The organism is Arthrobacter sp. SPT-J7 (assembly GCF_059089965.1).
In genome coordinates, this window is record NZ_JBNHFF010000460.1 from 1 (window position 1) to 1,180 (window position 1,180).

At 61.9% G+C, this 1,180-nt stretch carries 2 protein-coding genes; both read left to right on the forward strand.

Translation table 11 applies throughout. The features are described from left to right. The coding region (locus tag AC5RWX_RS33575; RefSeq protein WP_494100471.1) for an LbetaH domain-containing protein at positions 1 to 324 on the forward strand (324 nt) is incomplete at its 5' end. A gap of 203 nt (positions 325 to 527) precedes the next feature. Further along, positions 528 to 1,180 (forward strand): FAD-dependent oxidoreductase (locus AC5RWX_RS33580; RefSeq protein ID WP_494100472.1); only part of this gene is annotated, 653 nt, incomplete at its 3' end.

The following is a 1,180-nucleotide window of genomic DNA, read 5'->3' on the forward strand; positions in this document are numbered from 1 at the left end:
GACTGTGTGAGCAGCGTTGCTGCCGGCGCAGATGTTTCTGCGGAATGGGGTATGGGTGCTGGGACAGAAGTGTGGCATTTGCCACAGGTCCGCGAGGTTACAGGTGTGCGGGGCCACGTTGGGGACGGCTGGGACAAAGTTGATGTAACTATCCGCCAGGGCGCTGCGGGTACCCGTGCGGTTTGCATTGCCCTGGTGGCGATTGGAGCGTGGGCGACGGTTGCTGCCGGAGCTGTCGCCACGAAGGACATGCCCGTCTTCGCACTTGTGGCTGGCGTCCCGGCACGGGGCATCGGCTGGTTGGCGGGGCCGGCCACCCGCTGAAAACAAGGAGGGCGATGAGTGGGTTGTGCCGCCAAGTGGGGCCCGCTACCGGGGACACGAAGGGGCGTTGCTTGAGGCGGGAGCCGCACCTTCATGCGGGTTGCGGCGGCGCTTGATTCGACGGGTGCCGCGATGCCTCGGGTAGGCTAGAGCAGCAGACAATGCGCACCATTGCGCTGCCCGCATTCGAACCAGGAGATTTTGTGACCGCTGACCTCGTCATCGTAGGGTCCGGCTTTTTTGGCCTGACAATCGCAGAACAGGCCGCCACTGAGCTCGGCTTGAAGGTCGTTGTCCTCGACCGCCGCCACCACATCGGCGGCAATGCCTACAGCGAAAAGGAAGAACAGACAGGTATCGAGGTGCATCGCTATGGTGCCCACTTGTTCCACACGTCCAACGAGCGTGTGTGGGAGTACGTCAACCGGTTCACCACCTTTACGGACTACGTTCACAAGGTATACGGCGTGCACAAGGGCGAGGTCTACTCCCTGCCGATCAATCTGGCCACCATCAACCAGTTTTTCCGCGCCAACCTCACGCCAGGCCAGGCCCGCGACCTCATCCAGGAACAGGCCGGCGAGCTTGCCGGAACAGACCCGCAGAACCTCAATGACAAGGGCATCCAATTGATTGGGCGCCCGCTGTACGAGGCCTTTATCAAGCACTACACGGGCAAGCAGTGGCAGACGGATCCGAAGGACCTGCCCGCGGGCATCATCTCCCGGCTCCCGGTGCGCTACAACTATGACAACCGGTACTTCAACGACAAGTACGAGGGCCTGCCGACGAACGGCTACACGGCGTGGATTGAAAAGATGGCCGAGCACCCGAACATCGAAGTGCGCCTGAACAC